This window comes from Pseudoalteromonas sp. GB56 (genome assembly GCF_054923835.1).
Genome location: NZ_JBPCHK010000003.1, coordinates 415,215 through 434,323 on the forward strand (window position 1 = coordinate 415,215; position 19,109 = coordinate 434,323).

At 44.3% G+C, this 19,109-nt stretch carries 16 protein-coding genes; 6 read left to right on the forward strand and 10 right to left on the reverse strand.

The window, feature by feature from the left end; translation table 11 throughout:
* The first annotated feature begins 25 nt into the window (after positions 1-25).
* Positions 26-988, forward strand: coding sequence for a hypothetical protein (locus ACH19P_RS17270; RefSeq protein ID WP_462159851.1), 963 nt, complete (start codon positions 26-28; stop codon positions 986-988).
* Here the strand turns inward: ACH19P_RS17270 and ushA are convergent.
* Entirely contained in the window at positions 975-2,594 is a 1,620-nt protein-coding gene (ushA, locus tag ACH19P_RS17275) for a bifunctional UDP-sugar hydrolase/5'-nucleotidase UshA (RefSeq protein ID WP_462159852.1), read from the reverse strand. The genes ACH19P_RS17270 and ushA overlap by 14 nt on opposite strands.
* A gap of 50 nt (positions 2,595-2,644) precedes the next feature.
* Entirely contained in the window at positions 2,645-2,827 is a 183-nt protein-coding gene (locus tag ACH19P_RS17280) for a hypothetical protein (RefSeq protein WP_462159853.1), read from the reverse strand.
* A gap of 234 nt (positions 2,828-3,061) precedes the next feature.
* Between ACH19P_RS17280 and ACH19P_RS17285 the strand changes: the two genes are divergently transcribed.
* Complete coding sequence (locus tag ACH19P_RS17285; protein WP_462159854.1) at positions 3,062-3,808, forward strand: peptidylprolyl isomerase; 747 nt, start codon at positions 3,062-3,064, stop codon at positions 3,806-3,808.
* Here the strand turns inward: ACH19P_RS17285 and ACH19P_RS17290 are convergent.
* Positions 3,800-4,213 carry an MAPEG family protein gene (locus ACH19P_RS17290; protein WP_462159855.1) on the reverse strand — a complete coding sequence of 138 codons (414 nt, stop codon included), beginning with the start codon at positions 4,211-4,213 and terminating at the stop codon, positions 3,800-3,802. The two genes, ACH19P_RS17285 and ACH19P_RS17290, sit on opposite strands and share 9 nt — an antisense overlap.
* Positions 4,214-4,411: 198 nt before the next feature.
* Between ACH19P_RS17290 and ACH19P_RS17295 the strand changes: the two genes are divergently transcribed.
* Entirely contained in the window at positions 4,412-7,282 is a 2,871-nt protein-coding gene (locus ACH19P_RS17295) for an insulinase family protein (RefSeq protein ID WP_462159856.1), read from the forward strand.
* A gap of 47 nt (positions 7,283-7,329) precedes the next feature.
* Here ACH19P_RS17295 and ACH19P_RS17300 read toward each other — a convergent pair whose 3' ends face one another.
* The 3 genes from ACH19P_RS17300 to ACH19P_RS17310 are packed head-to-tail and all read right to left on the reverse strand — an operon-like array spanning position 7,330 to position 10,848.
* A complete protein-coding gene (locus ACH19P_RS17300) occupies positions 7,330-7,968 on the reverse strand; it encodes a PqiC family protein (RefSeq protein WP_462159857.1) in 639 nt (212 codons plus the stop codon).
* A complete protein-coding gene (gene pqiB, locus ACH19P_RS17305) occupies positions 7,968-9,626 on the reverse strand; it encodes an intermembrane transport protein PqiB (RefSeq protein ID WP_462159858.1) in 1,659 nt (552 codons plus the stop codon). The genes ACH19P_RS17300 and pqiB overlap by 1 nt, the downstream gene beginning before the upstream one ends.
* Complete coding sequence (locus ACH19P_RS17310) at positions 9,619-10,848, reverse strand: PqiA/YebS family transporter subunit (protein ID WP_462159860.1); 1,230 nt, start codon at positions 10,846-10,848, stop codon at positions 9,619-9,621. The genes pqiB and ACH19P_RS17310 overlap by 8 nt, the downstream gene beginning before the upstream one ends.
* A 228-nt stretch (positions 10,849-11,076) precedes the next feature.
* Here ACH19P_RS17310 and ACH19P_RS17315 point away from each other — a divergent pair, with 228 nt between their 5' ends.
* On the forward strand, positions 11,077-11,772 hold the full coding sequence (locus ACH19P_RS17315; protein ID WP_462159861.1) for a type 2 periplasmic-binding domain-containing protein: 696 nt from the start codon (positions 11,077-11,079) through the stop codon (positions 11,770-11,772).
* Between the two features lie 17 nt (positions 11,773-11,789).
* Here ACH19P_RS17315 and ACH19P_RS17320 read toward each other — a convergent pair whose 3' ends face one another.
* Positions 11,790-12,581: an acyl-CoA thioesterase gene (locus ACH19P_RS17320; protein ID WP_462159862.1), complete on the reverse strand. Its 792-nt coding sequence runs from the start codon at positions 12,579-12,581 to the stop codon at positions 11,790-11,792.
* A gap of 185 nt (positions 12,582-12,766) precedes the next feature.
* Between ACH19P_RS17320 and dnaK the strand changes: the two genes are divergently transcribed.
* Both dnaK and dnaJ read left to right on the forward strand, forming a co-directional pair.
* Complete coding sequence (dnaK, locus tag ACH19P_RS17325) at positions 12,767-14,683, forward strand: molecular chaperone DnaK (RefSeq protein ID WP_462159863.1); 1,917 nt, start codon at positions 12,767-12,769, stop codon at positions 14,681-14,683.
* Positions 14,684-14,922: 239 nt separating this feature from the next.
* The gene (dnaJ, locus tag ACH19P_RS17330; RefSeq protein ID WP_462159864.1) at positions 14,923-16,050 is read left to right on the forward strand and encodes a molecular chaperone DnaJ; all 1,128 of its coding nucleotides are present in this window, start codon (positions 14,923-14,925) and stop codon (positions 16,048-16,050) included.
* A gap of 363 nt (positions 16,051-16,413) precedes the next feature.
* Here dnaJ and ACH19P_RS17335 read toward each other — a convergent pair whose 3' ends face one another.
* The 3 genes from ACH19P_RS17335 to ACH19P_RS17345 form a co-directional block, all read right to left on the reverse strand.
* On the reverse strand, positions 16,414-16,830 hold the full coding sequence (locus tag ACH19P_RS17335; protein WP_462159865.1) for a hypothetical protein: 417 nt from the start codon (positions 16,828-16,830) through the stop codon (positions 16,414-16,416).
* 891 nt (positions 16,831-17,721) lie between these two features.
* Positions 17,722-18,048 carry a hypothetical protein gene (locus ACH19P_RS17340; RefSeq protein ID WP_462159866.1) on the reverse strand — a complete coding sequence of 109 codons (327 nt, stop codon included), beginning with the start codon at positions 18,046-18,048 and terminating at the stop codon, positions 17,722-17,724.
* A gap of 30 nt (positions 18,049-18,078) precedes the next feature.
* Positions 18,079-19,107, reverse strand: coding sequence for an ABC transporter ATP-binding protein (locus ACH19P_RS17345; protein WP_462159867.1), 1,029 nt, complete (start codon positions 19,105-19,107; stop codon positions 18,079-18,081).
* Between the last annotated feature and the right edge of the window lie 2 nt (positions 19,108-19,109).

Genomic DNA, 19,109 nt, shown 5'->3' on the forward strand with positions numbered 1-19,109 from the left:
ATTGAGACGAATTATTTTGTCACTAATGAGAAAAAAAACGCAACCAGAGAAGTTTGATGCGCATAAAGCGATCGCGTATTTTGGTGGCGTCACATTAATCGTCAGTGTCATTGCATTTTATTTTGGTGCGTCGTCAAGTTGGCAACAAATACAAACAACCGCGCTATCACAATTAAAGACGCGAATTGCGCTTGATTCACAATATATAGGTCTAGCAAACCCTTTATTAGAAGTACCTGCTGATAATGCCAAAACGAATGACTACATTCGGTCGTTGAACGCCAAACTTCAACAACAAGACTATCCATTACACGTTAAGCGCATTGGTATAGACAATGCCCAGGTATCCCAAAGTGATGAAACTCAATTGCATTTGTCACTACCAGATGGGACATCAGTAAACGTTGTTTACACCGTGGATGTTATGCCTTTCGCTACACGGGTTAGTGCATTGACGTTGTTTATTACCTTGATTGCAATGTTATTGGTTTGGCCTTGGTTTAAAGCGATGCAAACCAAAATTAAATCTATGCAGACTCAGCCAGAGCAAGAAATTGAGCAAAAGTACCTTGTGGTAGATTTGGCAGACAAAACGATTCGTTTTGGCGAGCAAGGCGAAAGAGTGAAGCTGGCAAATAAGCCGCTGTGTTTTTATCTTGCGTTGCTGGAATTTGCCGTTGAACATTCGGGTGTGACGCTGAACCAAAATAAAGACGTACCGGATGATTTATTGGAATTAGCTCACAAGTATTTTGCGCGATTAATCGAGCTTGGACACACCATCCGTAAAAGGCCTAATTTCAGCAACAGCCTCGAAAAAACGCTCAGTGAAATTCGCGCCGCCTTAGATGAAGCATTTGCAGGTGATGCTGACTCAAAAGACCCTTTTTATCCTCCAAAAGCCCACGGTGAAGGTTCTCGCTCTCGCGTTCATCACTATGGGCTTGGAGTGGAAGATTCTCAGTCATTCATAATTATTGGCAAGTAACGGGGTTTGGCACCTTGATGTCACCAATTGGGCTGTGCTCTTTCACATAGGCACTGAGCACGCTTGCGTCAGAATCACCGGTATCGACAAAACGGGGATCGGTATTTAGTCTCGGGAAACCATCTCCCCCCGCAGCATTATAGCTATTGATACTCATGCGATAGGTTTGAGTAGGTTCAAGCGCTTTACCATTAATGCGAATATTCGTCAGTTGGCCTTGCTGACAGATGGCACTCACTCCATTGAAATGCGTATAAGCACCTGAATCTGCAGGGTATGTAGCAACCTTTTTTACGTATGCGAGTGCTTCTTTACCAGTGAAATCAATAAAGCCAATGCGATTTTTAAATGGATGGACGCGCAAGATATCTTTGTAATTGATATCACCAGCAGCGATAGAATCACGTATACCACCGCCACTGATAATGCCAAAGTCTGCATTCACATGTTGTTTTTGCGCGGTCGTAATGAGTTGCCCCAAGTTAGTTTGCATAAAGCGTACTTTCTTTCTGTCACCTTCTAAGCGAATATCGGTATGACCAAGCGTAACACTCAATCGCTTTTGGCCCTTCGCTTGATAGGGCGCTAAAAAGGCATGCATTTTTTCATCTGGTGAGATGAAGTCCGTGGCCCATTGCCCCGTTTCGTCTTTGAGATTTACAGGGTGCAATGTGTAGCTCACTAGTTTTACAGTTTCTCCTTGAATGGCGAAACGTGCTTCACCGACATATTTTCCCCACTCGTGTGCCTGCATGATCCATACATCGTTTTGTTGGTCGGGTTGGCACTGCATTGTAGGTTTGTATGCATCATTGTTAACGTTTACATCACTCATACAAACAGGTTCTTGTGAATGACCGCCGATTATCATGTCGATCGCGCCTTTTGGTAACTGCCTTGCTAAGGTGACATCACCCGGTGCATTAATGCCGTGCTTGGCGTCACTGTAATGACCCATGTGCGTGACTGCAATAATGACATCAGGACGTTTACGTTCAATTTCACGCAGTATTTCGGTGGTTGCTTCTGTTGGGTCAATAAAATCAAAGTCGGCGATGAAATCAGGGTTGGCAATCTTTGCTGTGTCGGTTGTGGTGAGGCCCAGTACAGCAATGTTTAAATTGTTTCTGTTGATGAATACATAGGGTTGATACGCATGTTCACCAGTCGATTTACGCTTAATGTTGGCGCTTAATAGCGGGAAGTTTGCCCACTGACGTTGCTTTTCAAGCACAGCTAAAGGGTTATCGAATTCGTGGTTACCAATGGCCATCGCATCGTAACCAAGCATACTCATACCTTTAAAGTCTGGTTCTGCTTGTTGTAAATCTGACTCCGGGATACCTGTGTTAATGTCGCCACCAGATAGGAGTATGACTGCATCGTTTCGGCTTGCTGCTTGCAGGCGTAAATTTTTGAGCAGGGTAGCGCGCGCCGCCATCCCATATTCACCCTTATCATTTGGCCAAAAACGCCCGTGATGATCATTAGTGTGCAACACAGTGAGGTATTGCGTGGGTTGCGCTTCAGTAGTCGTATTAGAAGTGACTGAGTTGTGTGAACACGCACTAAGAATTACAGTAGAAAGTAAAAGTAACAGGCGCACGTCATGTATCCCGTTGGAGTAAATAGTGCGCCTGATATCTTAAAGTAGTTTTATGAAGATTTCATTAGTGATTGTTGAACAGCTTGTTCTCGGCGCTGTAATTCGGCCTTGGCAATCGATGCTTTTTGGTGATTGATTCCAACCATCCAAGTAAGAAAGGATGCCGGTACTTGTTTGTAAGACTCGCCTTTGTGGACGCCGAAATCACATATGATGTTGTTATTATTGTTCATGTGTGTTGATTCCATAGTGCTTAATCATGGCCAACATCTTAGGCAATTGTTCCCCGTTTGATAAGTCCAATATGTTTTAAAATTTATAATTTAATAACTTTTGGTTATTAAAGAGATGTACAAATGTAACCGCCGTTAACAACTAGGTATCAATTTGTTTTTGTCACGTTTTAAACATGGTTTAGTCAATAAAGTATCAGTATGGTTGGGCTGACTTAAATTTGAGGAATCATAATGAAACCGACTATTGCCGCCGGCATTATCGCCGCATTAAGTGCTGCTTATAGCTCATACGCTGACGCTACCATTGTTGAATTTCAAACATCACAAGGAAGCTTCCAAGTAAACTTATTCGACCAACAAACACCTAAAACTGTTGATAATTTCCTTGGCTATGTGAACCGTGGCGATTACCGCGCTAGCTACTTCCATCGTTCAGTGTCTGATTTTATCGTACAAGGTGGAGCATACACATTTGATGAACAAAGTGAGATTATTGCGACGCAAAGCCCTGTTGTGAATGAACCCGTTTATTCAAATGTGGTAGGCACTATCGCAATGGCCAAGCGCAGTGGTGACAAGAACAGCGCGACAAGCCAGTGGTTCTTTAACGTTGGTAACAACAGTGCAAACTTGGACCTACAAAACGGCGGCTTTACTGTGTTCGGCCAAATTATTGGTGACGGACTGGAAATCGTTGAAAAAATTAACTCTATGGATACCTGTAATGATGTGCCGGTTACCGATTACACTGCCGACGAATGTTACCAAGGCACTGCGTTAACTTCAGCGAACCTCATTATGATTAATGACATTGTTGTTATAGATAACGACCCTAATTCAGCCGTCGATTTATCGCCTGTAGAAAACACCTTAATCGACGAAATTGAGACCGATTCGAGTTCAGGTGCAGCATGGTGGTTTGCGCCACTGGCATTGCTTGTGGCGCTACGTCGCAAATCGGTTAAGGCGCTAAATTAATCGCCACACAAGAGTGAGCCACATTAATAACACCACGATACAACCCGCTAGAAATGTTAAATAGCGCGACCTAAGATGGTTACTAGTTAGATGGATTATGGTGTGGATCACTCGAGTGACAATAAACAACCAAGCAAAACCGACAAAGAGATAACCCTCGCTATTAGTGGCTAACGCGGCCAACGACGCCACATAAAACAATACAGGAATCTCGAACTGATTAATGAAGTTCCTACCAGCAACCTGAACTTGTTCAGGGGCATCGCCCAAATCCATGGTGTTAAATTGCTGCATTTTGATCTGTTTTTGTCGCGCCGCTGCGAAGCGGCGACGTCCCATAATAACCATCACAGTTAAAGTAAGTAAAACCTGAGCAAAGAGGGCAAGCACAAGCAATTGAGTCATATTTAATCCTCAGAATCCAAATTGATAGCATAGCTTTATAAAAGTAACAGCCAGCCTAACATAGATATTGCGTAATTGTTGGTATATTGCAAATTAGCATTTCATAATCTGTTACAAACTTAATTACATTTTACATTGCAATTTGAACTGTGATTTTTGATTATTGGGAACTACGTCTAACACAAAGATCACCAAATAATGAAAAAAACACTTGTTCTTAGTGCCTTGAGCCTAGCAATCCTAGCAGGGTGTAATTCAACACCGACTACTTCTACAGCGAGCCCACAACTTATCCCAGATAACCTTGTTGTGAGCCCTAATGATAAGCGTGCATACGAGACCTTAAAATTAGAAAACGACATTGAAGTTATCCTTGTATCTGACCCAAGTGCAGAAAAATCTGCCGCTGCATTGAGCGTTGGTGTAGGCCTGTTACATGATCCTATGTCACAGCAGGGGATGGCCCACTATTTAGAACATATGTTGTTTTTAGGGACGGAACGTTACCCTGATACTAAGGGCTACAGCGATTTCATGACTAAAAATGGTGGCGCGCACAACGCTTATACGTGGTTAGATATCACCAACTATATGTTCAAAGTGAACAATGATGCGTACGGTGAAGCACTTGACCGTTTTAGTGATTTCTTTAAGTCTCCAAAGCTGTACCCTGAATACACTGACAAAGAAAAGAATGCTGTGAATGCGGAATGGTCGATGCGTCGTGAGATGGATTTCTTCGGCCAATTCAAACTTGCTCGCCAAATGATGGGTGAACACCCAGCAAACCGCTTTTTAATCGGTAACCTTGAAACCCTGGGTGACAAGGAAGGCAGTTCACTACACAAAGAAACGGTTGAATTTTACAATACTTATTATTCGTCAAACATCATGAAAGTGGCGATGATTTCAAATCGTCCTCTCAACGAAATGCGTGAGTTAGCGACGAAATATTTTGCCGATATCAAAAACAAGAATATCGATAAGCCTAGCGTGACTGCGCAGTTAAATTACGACCAAGTCGGTGGCAAACGTGTTTACTACAAGCCGAACGAAGACGTAAAGCAGCTTCAGCTCGATTTTGTGATTAAGAACAACCTTGGTGAGTTTGCTCACAAGCCAAATCGATTTGTTTCTTATTTACTTAGTAACGAAATGCCGGGCAGCCCAGCGCAAATTTTACGCGATAAAGGATGGGTTTCTAAATTAAGCGCATCAAGTGCGGCGAACAAATATGGTAACTACGGTGAGCTGAACGTTAATGTTGAATTGACTGATTTGGGCATGCAAAACCGTGAAGAGATAGTCGCAACTATCATGCGTTACATCGACTTGATTAAGAAGCAGGGTGTAGACGCTAAATACTTTAATGAAATTCGTACCTCACTGAATAACCAGTTCCAGTTCTTGGAAAAGAGTGACGAGTTTGGCTATGTGTCATCATTGACTCAAAGCATGCAAGATTACCCGTTAAATAACGCGATTAACGCACCGTTTTATTATCCTGAATTTGACGAGCAAGCGATACAAAACGTCTTAGCCCAATTGAACGCCGATACGTTACGCGTGTGGTATGTGTCAAAAGAAGAGCAGACAGACAGCAAACTTCACTTCTATGATGGTGAATATCGTATTGAGGATATTAGTGCGCAAGAGCAAGCGAGTTGGCAGCAGCCTAGCCAGTTTGCGTTGGCACTCCCTAGCGTTAACCGTTTATTGCCAGAGCAGTTCGATATTAAGAGCGCTAAAGCGCAAGATAAACCACGTGTAAGCTATGAAAAAGATGGCATCAAAGTGTGGTTACAGCCAAGCCAATACTTTGCCGAGCAGCCAAAAGGTCTTGTAGAAGTATACGTAAACAGCCCAGTTAAACAGCAAGACATTAAAGCGGGCGTGTTAATGAACTTGTGGGCAGATTTGTACAACTTATCGCAAACTGCGTTGGCAACAGAAGCCAGTATCGCTGGTATGAATGTTAGCATGGACCCAGGTAATGGTTTTAGCCTGACAGTTGGTGGTTTTACTGACAAGCAATCCGTATTGTTAACGGAAGCGTTGAAAAACTTAACTCTTAAGGTTGACCAGCAAGCGTTTGACCAAGCGGTGGATCGTTACGTTCGTAACCTCATGAATGCGCAGAAGCAATTCCCTTTCTACCAAGCATTTGGTTTGTATTCTGACCTTATCCGCTCAGGCAGCCATGATACTGACGCGCTAATTGCGTCAGCTAAATCGCTTAAAGTTGCTGATTTAGAAGCCTTGATGGGGGATGTGTTAAGCCGTAACAATGTGCGTGTTTTTGCATTTGGTAACTATGACGACACGAGTGTCGATCAAATTGCGAAGAGCATTGCTAACGCACTGCCAGCACAGCAAAAAGACACAACTTATACGCGCTCACAGGTATGGAAACCAGTGCCAGGTGAAGTGTTTGTGATGCAAAAAGATATTGATGTTGCCGATGTGGCGATTATTGATATGACTTACCACCCAACACCGGGTTATGCACAAAAGGCGGCAGCTGCAGTATTGCAAGGTCATTTCCGTACCGTCGCATTTGACAAGTTACGTACCGAAGAGCAATTAGCGTATGCGGTTGGTGCACTTGCGCGTCCGTTGGATGATTATGCTGGCTTAGGTTTATACATTCAAACGCCAGTGAAAGGTCCAAAAGACATGCAAGCGCGTTTTGATAGCTTCAAAAAGCAATATCAAGAAGAACTTGCGAACTTGGATGAAGAAACCTTCATGCAGCTTAAAAACGCGACGCTTGTGTCGTTAAAAGAGAAACCTAAGAACTTGAACGATGAATTGGGTCGTTTAATTTCTGATTGGTATCGTGAAGATTTTAACTTCGACAGCCGAGCGAAACTCATCGCCGCAGTCGAAGCTGTGACGCTTAATGATATTAAGGACTTCTATGAGCAAACTATGATGAACCCTAAAGCGGCCCGTTTGAACGTGCAGCTTCGTGGTAGCAAGTTTGCGGAACAAGACTTCGCTGATTTGAAAGGTCAGAAGAAACTTGAATCGGTTGAGCAATTCCAACAAGTGATTAGCTGGCAATAACGAAAAAGGCTCCTTCGGGAGCCTTTTTAATTACCACCAATAATTTATCAATTGGTCATGTTTTCTTTTGCTATCAGCGTATTGATATCTGAGCTCATCTCGTTAACGCTACTGTGCCAGGCTACTTCAAGTGCCTTCGCTAATTCACTGTAGCCGTCATCAGCTAAAGGCTGGGAGTGTGCAAATCGCGCTATTTTCAAAACATGCAACTTACCCTTGTTGTCTACTTTAGATAAACGCCATAAGCCCGCAATTTCGGCGTTGTTGTCAAGGCCAGCATTGAATTGCTCAACACTAATATCGAGTTGGAAAAAAGCCGACTCTAATTGCTCTGCGTACACGTCAGCGCCTTTAACAACAAGGACATTGTTTAGATTTTGTATTAGCTGAGATTGGGTATGGCTGACAAGCATTTGCGCCGGTGCATCGGCCCAAAAGTGAGAGTTAGCACTGTAAATTTCGTGCTCAGAAAGTTTGATCACCATAGCGCGGTTATTCAAAGTGCCATGTACTTTGATAGGGCTCAGACGCAGTAGATACTGGGTTTGCTCACGTACTTGACTGACTGAACTGACATTCGACACATCAGTGCTAAATTGATAGTAACGTAAATCTGATGGTGAGCCGGAGCTCGAACAAGCACTTGCCAAGGCAATCGCAATGATTGGGGGCGCAAATCGAAACATTAGTCTTTACTCCTTGGGGTTGGATCTTTGGCTAAGTCCTTGTCGAATATTAGCATGTTAGGTTGCTCGTTTAAGCCCCGTGACAGAGGCTGCAGCTCGTCCATTAAACGCCTGACTTGCTCAAGCGTTGATTGCAGTTCTTGATACATTTGCGAACCATTTTGGAAGCTAGCCATCGTGATTTCAAATTGCTCCATGCTCTCTTCAAATTGGCGCATACTTTGGCTGATATCAGCCATGTCTTTGCTGATGTCGGCAGCTAAGGTGCGCGTTGAGGGATCATTCATAAATGTGCGCATATCAGTAGCAAGCGCTTCATAATTGGCCATTGTCTGCTCGAATTGCTCAAGGCTGCTTTCCACCTGCAGGTTCTTCACCTTGTTCAAGACATCATTGACTTGGTTAGCCAGTGCTGAGATACCGCTGGAAGTACTTGGGAAAACAGTGAAATCGCCGCGTTTTGCTAAGACACCGGGCTCCATATCTGGGTACATGTCTAAATCAACATACACAGCACCGGTTAGCAGGTTGCCAGGCTTAAGCGAAGCACGAAGGCCTTGGTTCAACCACCCCTGAAGACTATTTGACCAATATTCACGGGCCATTTGCGTATCACGGTACAAGCGGCCAAATTCGATTCGAATTAAAACGGGCACTGATACGCTCGAATCACTGAAGTGTGCAGGGGCGCCATCAATCAATACTTGGGCAGGCACTTGCTCTACGGTACCAACGCGCATACCTCGGTATTCAACGGGTGCGCCCTCTCGTAGGCCGCGTATGGATTGTTCAAACTGAATTAAATAATGCTCGAAGTCATAAAATCGCTGTTCAAGTGCTGAGCTGTAACTCTCACTCAAACTAAAAGTGTGGCCTTCGCTCACCAACGGGCCAGGAGCATCTCCATCTGGGATACCCAGCGAGATACCGCCTTTAATTAGCTTTGATAACGAGCCAGTTTTAACACTGATACCGTCGGCAGAAAGGTCAACTTCAATACCGGATTGCACCCAAAAAATCGTATTCAATGTTACTAAGTTTTCATAAGGGGCATTGATAAACAAACCGTAACGCATTTGTTGTTTATCCCACTCGAAGTTGGCAGTTTCTATTTGCCCGACTTTGTAGCCCTTGTAGTAGACTCCTGTGCCTACTTCCAGCACTTCTGCATTGCGACTCGAGAGCTTAAAACGAGCACCTTCGACATCATTGCCAATTAACGCTGGCTCGTCGAGAAGGTTAAAGCGAATGACGGTACGTTTACTTTCGCCCGGTGAGAATTCAAGGTACACACCAGAGAGTAACGTACTGAAGCCGCTGACTCCCGTTTCATCAATGCGCGGTCTGACAACCCAGATTTTTGCATCTTCAGTTAACAGTGAATCATAATGTTTGTCTATTTGTGCACGCACGATAACGTGGTCTCTGCTGTCGCCAAGACGAATCGCATCGACTACCCCAATTTTTACGCTGCGGACTTTAATCTCGGTTTTGCCTGCGACAATACCCTCGGCATTGGCCATTTTTATGTAGATAGTTTGACCTTTGTCGAGTTGGTATTGCAGCAACATCCATGCGCCAACAAAGAGTGCAAGCAGCGGTATTAACCAAATTGGCGATATTTTCTTTGCTGCTTGAATGGTTGCAGATTCAGTCATTAACTACTCTCTTTACCTGTTCCGGTGAATCCCAAATGAGTCGGGGATCAAATGAGTGGGCTGCCAGCATCTGACAAATAACCATAGCGCCAAAACACATAGCACCAAAGCCAGGTTCCACCGACATTAAATTTCCCAGTTGCACAAGTGCCACTAAAATCGCCACGACGAAAACATCAATCATAGACCATTTACCAATAAACTCAGTGACTTGATATAATCGGGTATAGACCTTAGAGCGCCGCCCAACCCGTTGATAAACCATAAAACATAACGTACCCAAAACCAGCGCTTTTGCAATGGGCACGACCACACTGGCTAAAAATATAATACTGGCGATTGGATAAGAGCCAGCTTTCCATAACAAAATAACACCACCAATCAAAGTCGAAGGTTCTTTGTCGCCAAGGCTTGTGGTGTACATGATGGGAAGGACATTCGAAGGAATATACAATAAAACCGAGGTAGCGAGCCAAGCTGCTGCCTTTTGCACACTCTGCGCATTGCGAAAAGTGGTTAGGGTGTTACAACGCGGACAACGCTTTTGCGCTGTTAATTGATGGCACACATGGCAAGCGCGTAAGTGGGCGTCGATAGCTCTTGGGCCACTACTTATTTCGACATCTTGATAAGGCATAATCTGTTGCCAAAGGCGCGCATGATTCACTTTACAAAACGCCCATGTATAACAAATCACAAACCCAGCATAGGCCCAAAAGCTATTGCCAAACGACACATCTGCTAAGCTCATGATTTTGACCATGCTGATTAAAACGCCCACCAAAAAAATCTCAGACATGACCCATAGCTCTAATGCGGACATGAGTTTCAACAAGCGACGTCCCCAAATTTTCGGGATCGCCTCCAATATCCCCATATGCAATGGAATAAGCAATATCAACATCAACAATGGCAGTACGATAATACTGGTGTCGATAAAAATACCAAGCAAGGTGCTGTCGTAATTAAACAACATGCGCCCAGCATCAGGTAAAGTAATGGTTTGTGTTAAGCCGTTACTGGAAAATGACAAAAAGGGGTAGAACACCGAGCTCAGAAGTAAAATGATCGCACTGACGCTTAGCGCGATAACCTGGTGGTCCGTATTTTCGCCACTTTTAAGCAACTGACTGTGGCAATGAGGACAGTGAGCAACGTCTTTGGGATTTAAATTTTTGGGAACTGAAACAATATAGTCACAGTGTGAGCAAGCTAGATGCATGTATTCCCAAGGTATTATTCCTTCTTGCCTTAAGAATAGCTGTTTTAGTTGTTAAATCCTAGCACCTTTTTGTTACTCATACAGGCGCGAACGGCCTTTATGCTCTAAGCTCTTTAATATCATCATTTCGCCGTAGGCTGATTTATGAGAGCGACGCATATCAGATCTAGTATCTGTTCAGTTTTGTGTATGTTTTCAGTGTTTATCTCTCACGCTAGCAATCAAATAGTGCCTCCTGAACAGGTTGTTGAGCTTGCGGTCGCTAAACATCTCCCTCCTTATTTTTTTAAATCCAGCAGCGATGGTATTGAACAGCAGATAATTGAACAAGCCATGCAGATGGCGGGACTAGGTGGACTCAAGTTGCATTATTTGAGTTACCCAAGGGCAGAGTTAGAGCTGGCATCTGGGACGATTAATGGAGCGGTAAACATACCGAAAGAGAGCAATGTGCAGGGGTATTATTCAGACACTTTATTGTACTTTCAGAATGTGGCAGTGACCTTGACTAAAAATGACATGAGCGTCGATTCAATTGAAGATCTATCTCATTACCGCGTGTTTGCATTTGGGAATGCGCACAAGTATCTGGGGGAGCGCTATGCTAAGGCTGTCGAAGGACAAGCCGATTACGAAGAGTTTACCAATCAATTTGCACAAATTACCCATTTGATGAGTGGTCACGCGCAAGTTATCGTGCTTGATAAGCGGATATTTACCTACTATTTGCGAATGTATGAGCGCAACAATCCATCTCTGAGTGTGACCATTCACCCCATATTCGAGCCATCCCCGAGACACATTGTTTTTAATTCCCAAGAGATGCGAGACCAATTTAATCGCGGTTTAGCATCCCTTAAATCGACCCAAGGGTACCTAAGTATTTTGGCCAGTGCACAAACACTGGCCATGATTGAAGAGTAATTTTTGCGATTTTCGTCTCAGGCAAAAAGGGCAACGGTTTGCTTACTTTGAGCGATGACTGCTCCTGATTCAGTATACAAAATGGCATCTTCATACGCATAGCCATTGTGTGCAGCCGTTGTGGTGATATCAACGCCCACCCATTGGCCGGCTGCTAGTGTAGGCAAGTGCAAGCACTCAATATGCCAGCTCATGCTGCTCGCTGGCGCCGGCGTAGGAAACACTTGAAGCTGTGAGGGTGGCCAACTGTCGATTAGTGCGATTAGGTGCGTCCAGTTGTAGTTGTGGGTCTGTGCCTTAAAACGCATCCAACCACTTAAGTCGGTGCACTGTGTACCACTGTATGGCATGCCACCTTCAACCAAATTCAAATCCACAAATTGGAAGAAGTTTGGCATTACGCCTTTAACATAAGGTAGGCATTGTTGCGCATTGGGCGTCTGCTTATTGTCCATTTGTGCAAAGGGAACTTCAACAATAGAGTCTCTGTCTTTGGCGAACAAACCTTGTACAGTTAAGCATATTTGATCGTGTTGTGTGATTGTTGCCGCATACTGGCTTGAGTTTTTGCCTTCACGTAACAAGGTAAAGGAAAGGGTAAATGGTTCATCAGGTGCGATAGGGCCAACGAATTGGGCGCTAAACGAACGCAATGTTCTTTCGTCGTGGCAGTGTAATAACATCGATTGCAAGGCAAAGGCACATGAAAGGCCACCGAATGCAGTTCTTCCTTGCGTCCATGTATCAGGAAATTGTAGGGTTTGGATATCGCTTTCGCTGACCAAAGCCATGAGTTCGTCAAAAGTCATAATATGATCCCTTTTTGTTCTTGTCCGACCAGTTTACTCCCTAAATTACCTTTGTAGAGGGGACAAACGAAAAAAAATTACAAAAAATCGAAATTTTTTTATGAATCACGCTTGAATTAGCAAAACTGACCCCTATCTAGTAGACATCAAACATGTAAACAGATTTTTGAAGTTGGAGAAGATTCATGGGTAAGATTATTGGAATCGACTTAGGTACTACTAACTCGTGTGTAGCAGTACTAGATGGTGATAAGCCGCGCGTAATTGAAAACGCAGAGGGCGATCGCACTACCCCTTCTATTATCGCGTTCACTGAAGACGGTGAAACGCTAGTAGGTCAACCTGCAAAACGTCAGGCGGTTACAAACCCTACAAACACACTTTACGCTATCAAGCGTTTGATCGGTCGTCGTTTTGAAGACGAGGAAGTTCAACGTGACATCGGCATCATGCCATTCAAAATTGTTAAAGCTGACAATGGCGACGCATGGGTTGAAGTAAAAGGTGAAAAGCGCGCTGCTCCACAAATTTCAGCAGAAGTGCTTAAGAAAATGAAAAAGACAGCTGAGGACTACCTTGGTGAAGAAGTAACAGGTGCGGTAATCACAGTTCCTGCATACTTCAACGATTCTCAGCGTCAAGCAACTAAAGATGCTGGCCGCATCGCAGGTCTTGATGTTAAACGCATCATTAATGAACCAACAGCTGCAGCACTTGCATACGGTATGGACCGTAAGCAAGGTGACAACGTAGTTGCAGTATACGACCTTGGTGGTGGTACGTTCGATATCTCTATCATCGAAATTGATGAAGTAGAAGGCGAGCACACATTTGAAGTACTTGCGACTAATGGTGACACGCACTTAGGTGGTGAAGACTTCGATAACCGTGTTATCAACTACTTAGTTGACGAGTTCAAAAAAGAGCAAGGTATCGACCTTCGCAGCGACCCGCTAGCAATGCAGCGTGTTAAAGAAGCCGCTGAAAAAGCGAAAATCGAGCTTTCAAGTGCACAACAAACTGAAGTAAACCTGCCGTATGTTACTGCAGATGCATCAGGTCCTAAGCACATGAATGTGAAGCTAACGCGCGCTAAACTTGAGTCGCTAGTTGAAGACCTAGTAACTAAGTCTATCGAACCACTTAAGAAAGCACTTGCAGACGCTGATCTATCAGTAGGTGATGTGAACGACATTATCCTAGTGGGCGGTCAAACACGTATGCCATTAGTACAGAAGACGGTTGCTGAGTTTTTCGGTAAAGAGCCACGTAAAGATGTGAACCCTGATGAAGCGGTTGCAGTCGGTGCTGCGGTTCAAGGTGGTGTACTAGCAGGTGACGTAAAAGACGTACTACTACTAGACGTTATCCCTCTGTCTCTAGGTATCGAGACAATGGGTCAGGTTATGACTACGCTAATCGAGAAAAACACGACGATCCCAACGAAGAAGTCGCAAACATTCTCAACAGCAGAAGATAACCAAAACGCAGTAACAATCCACGTATTGCAGGGCGAGCGTAAGCGTTCGGCAGACAACAAGTCACTGGGTCAATTCAACCTTGAAGGTATTCGCCCAGGACGCCGTGGTGAGCCACAAATCGAAGTAACATTCGACGTTGATGCTGATGGTATCTTACACGTGTCTGCGAAAGACAAAGACACGGGTAAAGAGCAGAAAATCACTATTCAAGCTTCTTCAGGTCTTAGCGATGAAGAAGTAGAAAAAATGGTTCGTGATGCAGAAGCGAATGCTGAAGAAGATAAAAAGTTCGAAGAGCTTGTAACAACACGTAACCAAGCAGATGCAATGGTTCACGGTACACGCAAGCAAATCGAAGAAGCTGGCGATGCACTTCCAGCAGAAGACAAAGAAGCGATTGAAGCGGCGGTTGCTGAGCTAGAAACAGCAATCAAGGGTGAAAGCAAAGAAGAAATCGATGCTAAAACTCAAGCGCTTATCGAAAAGTCACAAAAGCTGATGGAAATCGCGCAAGCGAAAGCCCAGCAGCAAGGTGGCGCGGATGCTGGTGCACAGCAGCAAGCTAAGCAAGACGACGATGTTGTTGATGCTGAGTTTGAAGAAGTGAAAGACGACAAGTAATATACTTGTTACACACAGGGCGCGCTGGCAATAGCTTGACGCGCCCTTAGTGTGTAAGGAATTAGCCAAAAATAAAAAAGGATCTGGCCAGAGTTTTTTTGCCGGATTTGTTTTTTTAGAGAAGCATGTGCTTCTAGGTGAAATCAGAGTTCTAAATTTTAAAGTAGTGGTTGTATGAGACATTCGTTATGACCACTAATATTGCAGCTTAGCTGTAAAATATTTGGGTAGTGGTAGATATGTCAAAACGCGATTATTACGAAATACTAGGCGTAGCAAAAGACGCCAGTGAACGTGACATTAAAAAGGCTTACAAGCGCCTGGCGATGAAATATCACCCGGATCGTACCGCCGGCGATAAAGAGCTTGAAGCCAAGTTCAAAGAAGTAAAAGAAGCCTACGAAATCCTTGGCGATGAGCAAAAACGCCAGACTTATGATCAATACGGTCACGCAGCCTTTGAACAAGGCGGTGGCGGTGGTCACGGTGGATTTGGTGGTGGTGATTTCGGTGACATCTTTGGTGATGTATTCGGTGACATCTTCGGTGGTGGCCGTCGTCAATCACGTCAACAACGTGGTGCAGACTTACGATACAACATGGAACTGAGCCTTGAAGAGGCAGTTCGTGGCAAAGAAGTTGAGATTAAAGTTCCGACTTGGGTTGGTTGTGAGCCATGTGATGGTTCTGGTGCCAAAGCGGGCTCTAAGCCGAAAACATGTGGGACATGTCATGGCGCGGGCCAAGTGCAAATGCGCCAGGGTTTCTTCGCTGTTCAGCAAACCTGTCCAACCTGTCAAGGTACTGGCCAAGTTATCTCAGATCCATGTAACAGCTGTCATGGTCAAGGTCGCGTAGAAAAAACGAAGACCTTATCTGTGAAGATCCCAGCGGGTGTTGATACGGGTGACCGTATACGTTTAGCGGGAGAGGGTGAAGCCGGAGCACATGGTGCGCCAGCAGGCGACTTGTATGTGCAAGTGAGCGTGCGTGAACACCCAATTTTTGTACGTGACGGCAACAACTTGTACTGTGAAGTGCCTATTGGGTTCACGACAGCAGCATTGGGTGGGGAAATTGAAGTGCCTACCCTTGATGGCCGCGCAAAACTGAAAGTACCTGCTGAATCGCAAACCGGTAAAATGTTCCGTATGCGTGGTAAAGGTGTGAAATCTGTGCGTTCGGGCTCAGTGGGCGACTTAATTTGTAAAGTGGTCATTGAAACACCTGTCAATCTGAATAGCGAACAACGCGAGTTGTTAGAACAGTTAGAGAAGAGCATGGGCAAAGACAGCTCTAAGTATCGTCCCAAGGAGAAAGGTTTCTTCGATGGTGTGAAAAAGTTCTTCGATGATTTGACAAAGTAACGTGTAAATAAGAAAGCGCCTACGGGCGCTTTTTTGTTGTCTCAATTTAATAAAACTGCGAACCCGGAGTCACACCGGCACATGTTTGCCATCTCACTGTATCGTATATCGCGAATCGTCACTTTTTCCTTGGTTAATTGTTCGCAACGCTGCACACATTGGCGTTGATGGTCCCAGTAGCTGTACTCAATCTGTACTAACCAAGTAACAACCGCACAAACGAGAACAATGGTCAGGGTTCGAAAGCGCTTAATAAGCATAACCGCCTCTCGCATCGTTGTGCATGTTATTTAACTGTAGCTCATAAAACCCTCCCTTAGGTGAAAACGTATCGTGCGTTTATGGGTCTAGAGCTAAAAAGCACTACTGGACTTTGCAGAAGTACTGTTTGAAATGCCATTGAGTTACACGGATGTAGTAGCAGTCGCCTTCGAAAGTCAGCGTTCGTTTGACGTCTGCCCGTTGACTGAGTTCGAAGTGAGTGGTCTCAATCGTTTTATCGTTTACAACAGTGACCGTGTAGGGCTTGAAGGTAAGCTGTTCTGGCATTAAATCTTCGGAATAGGTGGCGAATGTGTCTTCTCGCACAACATATACCAACTTTGAAAAATCTAGGTCTCTGAGCTGCAGACGTTCCTCGGTTGTGATGCCTTGAGTAGCATACAAGCTCTGCAGTGTTTTCGCCTCATGCGCTTTCCAAACACCAACGTAAAAAGGCGTGTTGCCAGCTTCGAAAACTAACACCGACAAAAGTAAAGAAAGTAAAAGCGTGATCTTCATAATTCCATCTCTTGCAATCCATTTGGCTTAGCCTACGCGCTGTGTGAAACACCTAATTCACTGTGCGCATTGTCTACCTCTGAAACTGCCAGTACGAATGTTCAGAGCAGATACCATAGGAGTACCTAGTTAGTCGGTGAAAACATCGATGGAAGGGAGTGACGATGTACTGCAGTGGAACGTCAACCCACCTGCTGTGTTTGTCATGCGACTCATAATAAAGAGTATAGTGCTTTCTACGTTGGCTGATTAAAAAAAGAATCAATATAAATATAAGTCTATGAAGATATTAAATTTGTTTTTTTAGAGAGAATTAGTCTGCGAAAATAGAATTTTTAATTGGGTATATAGTCCATTTGTTTATTTTTCAGTATGTTATAGATGTTTGAAGCAAAGTTTTTAACTGTTTGAAATATTTATAATTATTTTATATTGCAGGGAGTTGATAGACTGATTTAGGTGTTTATAAGTATATGGTTTATTTGAAATTATCTAATCATAATTGTCGATTTTCTCTTGGCTGTTTTAAGCACTAATAGCATTGCCTTGTTTGCGAAGAAATAGCTGAATATCATCGCTATACTGTATATCAGAAATAAGGTTACACGTAATGATAACGGCAATTCAATTACCTAAATCGTTAAATTAACCCGCAAAGCATATATAAATTGCTGTATGGGATATTTCATCTATCTGTGTAGAGTTGGGCTAGTTGGAATTGGCGGCAATTATGGATATATGCTCTTCCAAAGGGAGCGGATTTGTATTTACCTAGCAGAAGCACTCGAACTGAAGAGGCAATTCGCATTTTTGCGAGAAATCAAAAGACGCAGTGACTGGTCGAAACTGTCAATGCTTTTAACTCATTCTGACACCTGTACTTGTCACTCTCTAACTGTATGGCGGTCTTTGAAGTCTGAGCCAGAGGTACATGGTACCGATCACGGTGCCCATAGGCACACTGAACAACAGAAAAACTGAAATGGGCAGTGCGAATTTATGGACGGCGCTATTGCCTTTGCCCAAATAAATACCCGTTAACAACGCTAAAAAGTGAATGACGAGGTTGAGTACAAGGAACCCATATATGATGTACAGCACAGGTGTATTTGGCGTTTTTAAGGACAGGAAAAAGCCATATGCAATCATTGCTATGAGTAATGATAGGGCACCGTATACACCCATTGCGATCCCTAACACTCTGTATTGCCTATCCATGGTATACCGTTAAATAATTGATTCCTGTACTTACTTTAGCAATGCTTTGTGGCGCTTGTAAACCGCGAGGGGGTGAGAAGTAGAAAGTGAAATATGCACTTTGTCGCCCGGACGAACGACCACTTCGTGGCTCACCCGACTGGTAACCACCGTTTTACATTGGAGTTCTACCGCACATAAGCGGCTGCCACCTTCGAATCGAACCCATGTGACGAGACCGTTATAGTGAGCTTCATCTTGCGCCAGCAGCACGTCATCTGGGCGCAGCAGAACATCAACTTGCCCTTGTTCACAATCAATCCCTTTTGCAGGCGCTATACCGATCGCAGTGCTTGCTTGCGTGTGCTGAAATTCACCGGCGATGAAGCTGGCTTCACCTAAAAATCGTGCTACGAAGCGGTTGCTTGGTAAGCTAAAACATTGTTCCGGCGAGGCGATTTGTTGAATACGACCTTCTTTAAGAATGCCTACGCGATCGCCAACAGACAATGCTTCTTCTTGGTCATGTGTAACCCAAATTGCTGGCACTCCCGCTTCTTTTAGCGCGTTGCGGATATCCCAGCGCAATGTGTCTTTTAGCGCTGCATCAAGGTTCGACAGGGGTTCGTCCAGCAGCACAAAATCAGGCTGGTGAGCGAGCGTCCTCGCCAGTGCCACGCGTTGCTTTTGCCCACCAGAGAGTGTGGCTGGTTTTTTATCGCGAAACGCGCTGAGGCCGAGAAGCTCAATCCAATGATCGGCGATTGCGGTATCTTTTAAGCGGAAGCACACATTTTGCTGTACCGTGAGGTGAGGGAAGAGGGCAAAGTCTTGGAACACCATGCCAACGTGACGCTTCTCCGGCGGTACATGATTCTTCGGTGTTGCACACCATTTGCCTAAATTAATTTCCCCTTCAGAAATAGGGATAAGACCCGCAAGCGCTTGCAAAATTGTGCTTTTTCCACAACCCGTTGGGCCAACCAACATGAGGATCTCGCTTTGTGCAAGAGATAGGTTCAAGTCACTGACAACACGAGTGCTACCGTAATCGATAGACAACTGACTCACAGACAGCATGT